Source organism: Vibrio sp. 10N.286.51.E5, from assembly GCF_041469125.1.
GTDB classification, from domain to species: Bacteria; Pseudomonadota; Gammaproteobacteria; order Enterobacterales; family Vibrionaceae; genus Vibrio; species Vibrio crassostreae_C.
This window is the reverse complement of record NZ_JBFRJZ010000095.1, coordinates 1-631: the sequence shown is the minus strand read 5'-3', so window position 1 is coordinate 631 and position 631 is coordinate 1. Positions and strand designations below refer to the sequence as shown.

At 46.0% G+C, this 631-nt stretch carries 1 protein-coding gene; it reads left to right on the top strand.

Translation table 11 applies throughout. The features are described from left to right. Positions 1-631: IS5 family transposase (locus AB4161_RS21925; RefSeq protein ID WP_372084298.1), on the top strand; the 631-nt coding region annotated here is incomplete at both ends.

Here is a 631-nt window from a genome sequence, read left to right as displayed (position 1 = left end):
AACGTGGTTCGGTTACATTCTGGATAGATGATTCAGCCGTAGATGCATGGCGATGCAAAACTCATCATGGTAAGCGTGGGAGAGGCTTTCAGTACTCTGATACAGCGATTGAAACCGCCTTGATGATTAAGGGCATCTTCTCTCTTCCTTTACGTGCTCTTCAAGGCTTTATCGACTCTATCTTTGAGCTATTAGATGTTCCACTAACGTCCCCTGACTACACCTGTATCAGTAAACGCTCGAAGACAGTTCAGGTCAAATATCGCAATAAATCGAGAGGGGCTATTCGCCATATAGCCATTGATTCTACTGGCCTCAAAGTCTTTGGTGAGGGGGAGTGGAAAGTGAAAAAGCATGGTACAGAAAAACGTAGGACATGGCGCAAACTGCACTTAGCTGTGGATGTGGATACTCACGAAGCGATTAGTGCGGAAGTCAGTCTTGTAAATGTAGGCGATAGTGAAGTGTTACCGACGTTACTCAACCCACTACGTAGAAAGGTCGCTGCCGTATCCGCCGATGGAGCATATGACACAAAAAATTGCCACGAGACTCTGAAAAATAAAGGCTGTACTCCGTTAATACCGCCTCGAAAGAATGCAGCTCTTTGGGAAGACGGTCATCCCAGAAA